At 42.1% G+C, this 6,000-nt stretch carries 6 protein-coding genes; 2 read left to right on the forward strand and 4 right to left on the reverse strand.

Annotated features, from left to right (window positions below; all coding sequences use genetic code 11):
* Positions 1 to 85 precede the first annotated feature (85 nt).
* Positions 86 to 556 carry a JAB domain-containing protein gene (locus Q1B04_RS10120; protein WP_299758691.1) on the forward strand — a complete coding sequence of 157 codons (471 nt, stop codon included), beginning with the start codon at positions 86 to 88 and terminating at the stop codon, positions 554 to 556.
* Positions 557 to 786: 230 nt separating this feature from the next.
* Here Q1B04_RS10120 and Q1B04_RS10125 read toward each other — a convergent pair whose 3' ends face one another.
* The 4 genes from Q1B04_RS10125 to Q1B04_RS10140 all read right to left on the reverse strand — a co-directional run bounded on the left by Q1B04_RS10125 (position 787) and on the right by Q1B04_RS10140 (position 3,615).
* Complete coding sequence (locus Q1B04_RS10125) at positions 787 to 1,128, reverse strand: hypothetical protein (protein WP_299758692.1); 342 nt, start codon at positions 1,126 to 1,128, stop codon at positions 787 to 789.
* Positions 1,129 to 1,586: 458 nt separating this feature from the next.
* On the reverse strand, positions 1,587 to 1,868 hold the full coding sequence (locus Q1B04_RS10130) for a hypothetical protein (RefSeq protein WP_299758693.1): 282 nt from the start codon (positions 1,866 to 1,868) through the stop codon (positions 1,587 to 1,589).
* A 684-nt stretch (positions 1,869 to 2,552) separates the two neighbouring features.
* Positions 2,553 to 3,089: a hypothetical protein gene (locus Q1B04_RS10135; protein WP_299758694.1), complete on the reverse strand. Its 537-nt coding sequence runs from the start codon at positions 3,087 to 3,089 to the stop codon at positions 2,553 to 2,555.
* A gap of 202 nt (positions 3,090 to 3,291) precedes the next feature.
* Positions 3,292 to 3,615, reverse strand: a complete 324-nt coding sequence (locus tag Q1B04_RS10140; protein ID WP_299758695.1) for a hypothetical protein — start codon at positions 3,613 to 3,615, stop codon at positions 3,292 to 3,294.
* 750 nt (positions 3,616 to 4,365) lie between these two features.
* Between Q1B04_RS10140 and Q1B04_RS10145 the strand changes: the two genes are divergently transcribed.
* Complete coding sequence (locus tag Q1B04_RS10145) at positions 4,366 to 5,343, forward strand: IS110 family transposase (RefSeq protein WP_299758696.1); 978 nt, start codon at positions 4,366 to 4,368, stop codon at positions 5,341 to 5,343.
* Positions 5,344 to 6,000: the final 657 nt, after the last annotated feature.

The following is a 6,000-nucleotide window of genomic DNA, read 5'->3' on the forward strand; positions in this document are numbered from 1 at the left end:
TTTATTCCGTTTCCTTCTGGGCTTGGTTGCCCGGGGCCTGGAGGGGCACCATAATCAATTCCCTCATTCTAAAAACCAAATGATTATGGAAAAGACCGTTAAAACATCCGCCTCAGCCAGAGTAGCCGAAGTCAAGCTCTCCTACCGCAACCGCGTCAAGCCTAGCGAAAGACCGCAGGTCACCTGCTCTGCCGACTCCTACAAGGTACTCAAAGAGAGCTGGGATACCGGCAAACTAGAGTTCGTCGAGCAGTTCAAGGTGCTCCTTCTGAACCGGGCCAACCGGGTGCTGGGCGTCTACGAACTCTCCACCGGCGGCGTAGCGGGCACCGTCGCCGACCCCAAGCTCGTCTTCGTGGCGGCCCTCAAGGCCTGTGCCTCCGGCGTTATCCTCTCCCACAACCACCCCTCTGGCAACCTCAAGCCCAGCGCGGCGGACCTGCAGCTCACCAAAAAGATCAAGCAGGGCGGGGAGCTGCTGGATATCAGCGTGCTGGACCATATCATCCTTACCAATGAGGGCTATTACTCTTTAGCAGACGAGGGGCTCCTGTAGCCCCTCCCCCTTTTTACTCATTTTAACATAAGGCTAATTCTGCCTTTCGGCCTCGTGCAGCTGATGGGTAAGGCGTAGCCGAGCCTGAGCGCTGCACCTTGTGCGTGTCGCGCAAATTGCCTATTGCATTGGCAGCGTTTCTAAGAGCAATTTTGAGTCGGTTACTGCCTTGGGGATTTTGCCACAACGTTACTCGTATAGAAGGCGAACAAGGCGTAGCCAACTATGGTTTATATGCTTTGTTGAACAGGGTAATTCTCTATTCTTTTGGTAAGCTCTTCAAATCTTCGTTTTAGAAAAAGCCTACAGAGAACTTCAACCTCAAGCCAATTCTTTGCTTTACCGTGAATCTGTTTACTCAGTCGTAGCCTTACTACAAATCTTAAATCGCTGTGTACCTCTAAAGCAAGTTGTTCACCTTCATCCAAAAAATCGACCCTAAACTTCTCTGGACTTTCACCTATGTCCTTCATTTCTCCAATTGCTTTTAAGACACTATCCATGGACGCCAGTTCAGGAGAGGATGCCCAACCCTTTTGCAGAAGCGCACAATAACTCTGTTCTTCTTCCACCGATTCTCTTGGATTAAATATCAAATAGCATATATAGTTGCTGATTAACCCTACTAAAAAACTATAGAAAAGGAACCAAGGGCTAAAGGGGAACCATATGTTGCCGAACCTTATATGGATACCATAGGTAACAAGGAATACTGAAAGCGTAATCAATAACCAAGTAAGCAAGAAGCCTCGAGTAAAGACTGGGGCAAAATGTAGCTTGACTTTTTTAATTTGGGAAATCACATAAATGATAGGAATAGCTATCACTGACATTATACTGGACATTACAAACGCCAAACAAAACAGAAGATAGATTATCATTTTTTTATTTTAGCAGAGCAAACTCAATGTAAATTTTTGACATCCAACGGTACTCGTGTAGCAGAATGGCGAAGCATAGCGAGGGTTAAGGCTGAGCTTGGTTGGTAATCGTTTTTTCTTCTGACCTGGATATTTTAGACTGAACAATCTTATCTAAACCAGAAGAACCAAATCATCATCAGTAAAGACATTATCCAAAAATAAGAGGAATACAAATAGCCTTTTGCCTTCCCTCCTTCAGCTTCTCTCGTTTTAAAATAAAGAGCAACTAAAATCAAAGGTGTTAATACTTCTATGCCACCTAATATATAAAGGAATTTCAGTGAATCATCTGCATTTGCCCTTTCGAAAGTAATGAAGCCTACGAAAATGGTTATTGCCATTAGTAAAGCTGGAATCATCAGCCCTATCATGAATGTACCTGAACTCATTCTTTCACTATTCATTAGTCATACAGGCAACTAAGTGAGACACAATTTTACCTTAAGTATTTGCCAACGGTAGGACAATAAGGTGGCGAAGCTGACTTATTGTCCTACCGTTGGCAAATACATTATTTTATTAGCTTGAACTTACTCTTCGTAAGGTACTTTGAGAGTCTGATAATAAATGTAGACAGTCATTACAACCACCAAGCTACACAGAATGAGAGGCAAGGTACTTGAGTAGGCATGAATTCCATTGAACTTTATGTTTGAGGAAGCTAAAACAAAGCAAACAAAGAAATTAATAGCTAATGCTGTTAATAGACTCCTCTTGAACAGGGTAGAAAAGCTAACGGTATACTTATGACTGTCGCTATTAACAACTGCAAAAGTGACTAATTGGCTAATTAGCAAAACTACCAATGTAATAATTGAAGATGTAAGCCCAGTATCAAGTAAGAGTATAAACAGCATTCTGGGTCCAGTTTAATTTTATTAACAACCTTTTTTAAAGCAGGAGTTACTAACTAATGATTTTTTTGTAAGACTTAAATTTAGTTTATAAGCTGTAGTAAGAGTTGGGCTTTTAAACTTTTATGACTGCCAATGGCTCGTATAGAAGGCGAGCGAGGCGTCAGTCGAGATGGAGCCTGTACCAGCCGTTAGCAGGTGGTATTCTTTACAGGTGAATTAGAAGATTCTTTTATCAAACCTGCCCTCGTTGATGCGGATGGTGTCACAACCAGTTATAGCTAAAGTTAGCTCGAACTTGCCAGCTATGATGCCATTTACTAAATCAAGCTTAGTCACCTCAAGCTTTCCTCGCTGGTAGAAATCTGGTGCGTCATCGTACTCACAGATACCGTTATAGTACCTTACCCCACTCAGTTCAACATCATCAAAAGTGTAAACTCCCTCATGGTCTACTTGAGTCATTCCCATCACCATAGCGGATTCGGGAGAATTTTCGTTAGCCTTTCTGTAAGCTGAAACATTTAAAGTTCCACCTTTGTAGCCAGGGTCATATGTTACAATAAAGTTACTCCGAAAAAGGCTGGGTCTACCCTTAGGTAGCCACACCTTACCGTTAACCATGGCACCGAACGTGTTCTTCCCTTCCATAGTGGCGGCAGGTAGCACCTCTTTGGGGTTAGCGTCCTTCTTCTTGCAGGAGGAAAAAGATAGAAGAGCAAACAGGAGAAGAAGAGGTAAAGCTTGAGTTTTCATATGGTAAGGGTTTCGTTAGTGGTTTTATTCTTTGCTAATTTACTGGGCTTTGCTGTGGTGTAGCTACCATAAAAGGATGGTTATGGCAAGTTACTTCTTCATTGTATTTAACTTTACAGTCTTTCACGTTTCTGGTGCAGCGGTATAAATTTACTGCACATTACCGAGTCAGTGTTGCCTACAGAATTTCCTGTGTTACACGCTACTCCTTTTCATAAGGCACTTTCAGCTTTTGAAAATTATTGAAGATAACAATGGCGACTACAAAGCTGCACAAAACCGCAGTCCAAGGACTTCCAAGAGAATTCATTCCGTTAAAAGCCACTCCTAAAGCTGGCAGAAGAAAGTATATGCAAGCATTAATTCCCCAAGAAATCCAGAATGTTCTTTTAGCTACTGAATGCAGGCTAATTCTATAAGGATAAGCTTTAGCAATCAAGTTAATGACTATTAATCCTATTATAACCACTACAGCTGTAATGATAAAGGAGAGAATCAGGGCAAATAATATTAGTAGAAACATCATGTAGTTCAGAACTCTTTTTGCAGTTCAGCTTATTCGAATTTTAGTTATTTCAAATATTCTTAACCAGTTTCCTTCCCTACAATTGTTGTTTGATAGTAATAAACGTGATATAGAGTGTTATACATTCATAACTTAACCCGCCATAACGTTTCTCGTGCAGCCGAAGATTGGAGCTATCATATTGTCAGTTAATTAACTTTGCTTTTCCTTCGGCTGGTATAGATGATTACATAAAAAGCTAACATAGTTAATGTAATCATTAATAAGCTACCACTAAAGTTCTGCAAAAACCATAACAAGACAACTACAAAAATGACTGCTATACAAACTGCATAAGAAATAAACCTTACATAACTATTGTTTACCCCTCTCTTCTTTATAAAATAATATATCGTAAGCGGTAGAGAATGTAAGAGAATTAAAATTACGTTTATAGCATCTGAGATAAGGCTATCCATTGCTGATTGTTTAAATGGTTTATAACATATTGGCTATGTTGCGTTTATGCACTATAGGTTTTCCTATGTTTGAGTTTATATTCTAACTTGAGTTAAAAGAGAAGAAAGGAAGGAATAAGATTAATTAGGTTTTGTGGCCTTACGAGCCAGTCCAACATGACAATCCCCTTCCTTTCCCTATTGTCACTTTGTAGAGTTCCATTAAGCCTACTCCCAGAGCTTGTATCAGGATAGATAAAGCTACAATAGTTCTTCTCCGGTTCCTTTATAAACATACATAAAATCTAATGCTATGCAAAACGTGGTTGGCATTGACGTGAGCAAAGAAACACTGGCCGTTTGCTACGCACCTGGCGACAAGGATCAGCACCTGGAGGTGAGCAACAACAAAGCAGGATTCCAAAAGCTGCTCAAGAGCTGTGGCGGCACTGACCGGCTGTATGTCATGGAGGCCACTGGTGCCTACTACATGCAGCTGGCTTATTTTCTGCACTCGCAGGGTGCGGCTGTTGCCGTCATCAACCCGGTGGTCATCAAGCGATTCGTGCAGATGCACCTGGGCAAGGGCAAAAGCGATAAGAAGGACGCGCAGTGGATCATGCGCTACGGCCAGCAAAATCAGGTAAAACAGTGGCAACCGGAGGCCCCGCTGCTGATGGAATGCCGCCAGCTCGAGCAGGCGATAGAGCAGCTCATCAAGCAGAAGACCATGATCAGCAACTCTCTGGAAGCCTTGGAGAGGCAGCCGGTTAAATGCCTGCTGGTGGTAAGGGGCTTGAAGCAGACAAGCAAGTTGCTCCAAAGGCAGATAGGGCACATGGAGCGGGAGCTTCAGGATAAGATGGGCTCCCTGTTCAGCATTGAAATGGATTTGCTCGCCTCTATTCCAGGCATCGGCAGGAAGACGGCAGGCATGCTTTTGCTCTTTGCCGGCGGCTTTCAGCAGATGGAAAGCTACCGGCAGCTCATTGCCAAGGCGGGGCTGTGCCCCCGAGAGTACACTTCCGGCACCAGCATCCGAGGCAAGGTGAGAATCACCAAGATGGGTGGAAGCCTGATCAGGAGCAAGCTCTATATGTGCAGCCTGACAGCCATGAGGGGCAACGCAGCTTGTAAAGAACTTTATGAACGGCTGGTGGCCAGAGGCAAAAACGGGAAGGTGGCTTTGATTGCTGTGTGCAACAAGCTACTCAAGCAGGCTTTTGCCATTGTTAAATCTGGTGTGCCGTATCAGGCTAAGTTCTCCAAAAATTCTCCTCAATTCGCTTGACTTTTAACAGAGTTCATGTTGGTAGCAGTTTTTATTTTATATAATACATTCGCAACTTTCCGTCCTTTATCAAAAGAAGTCCAAGCATCTTATACCCTTCAAGAAATCCAAATTCATTTCTGCTTTCATAGGTGTACATCTGTAAAATTTGTGAATTGGTGTTGTTGTCTTTGAACCAGTAAGAAAAACGATACGGTTTTTTAAATTCATAGATTGACTTCAATTTCCCGTCTTTAAGTTCTCCGATATGGGTGTTTAAAGAATCACCGTAAACAACCATCAGTTTATTGTCTTTCTTAAACGTTGTATATAAATCGAACTCGGACTTAAAGAGGGTATCCACCCCTTGATTTTGTTTTCCTAAATAGCTTCTGTCAAAAGTGAGTTGTGATTCGTAAAGCTTAGCGGGATTCTTGATTATTAATATTTCATTTCTATTAGTTTGTAGGTATCCCTGACTTGTTCTTTCGAAGTTGAAATTGTAGGAAGAAGAAAACTCATAAACCTTGTTATCCTTCTTGTCCTGGAAATATGTTGATGCGCCCCATTCTCCGTGGTAATTAGGATAAATTCTAAACTCTAAGAGGCTGTTTTGATTTGATTGAATAAAAAAGCAGGTGCCGGTTGTTCAGGTAAGAAAAGTTTGCAGACTTATGA

Source organism: uncultured Pontibacter sp., assembly GCF_947495565.1.
In the GTDB taxonomy this organism is placed as follows: Bacteria; Bacteroidota; Bacteroidia; order Cytophagales; family Hymenobacteraceae; genus Pontibacter.

Bases quoted from the DNA above. Each gene is read 5' to 3' on its own strand.
- Q1B04_RS10120 (WP_299758691.1), top strand. From the start codon at position 86: ATGGAAAAGACCGTTAAAACATCCGCCTCAGCCAGAGTAGCCGAAGTC.
- Q1B04_RS10130 (WP_299758693.1), bottom strand. From the start codon at position 1,868: ATGAGTTCAGGTACATTCATGATAGGGCTGATGATTCCAGCTTTACTA.
- Q1B04_RS10135 (WP_299758694.1), bottom strand. From the start codon at position 3,089: ATGAAAACTCAAGCTTTACCTCTTCTTCTCCTGTTTGCTCTTCTATCT.
- Q1B04_RS10140 (WP_299758695.1), bottom strand. From the start codon at position 3,615: ATGATGTTTCTACTAATATTATTTGCCCTGATTCTCTCCTTTATCATT.
- Q1B04_RS10145 (WP_299758696.1), top strand. From the start codon at position 4,366: ATGCAAAACGTGGTTGGCATTGACGTGAGCAAAGAAACACTGGCCGTT.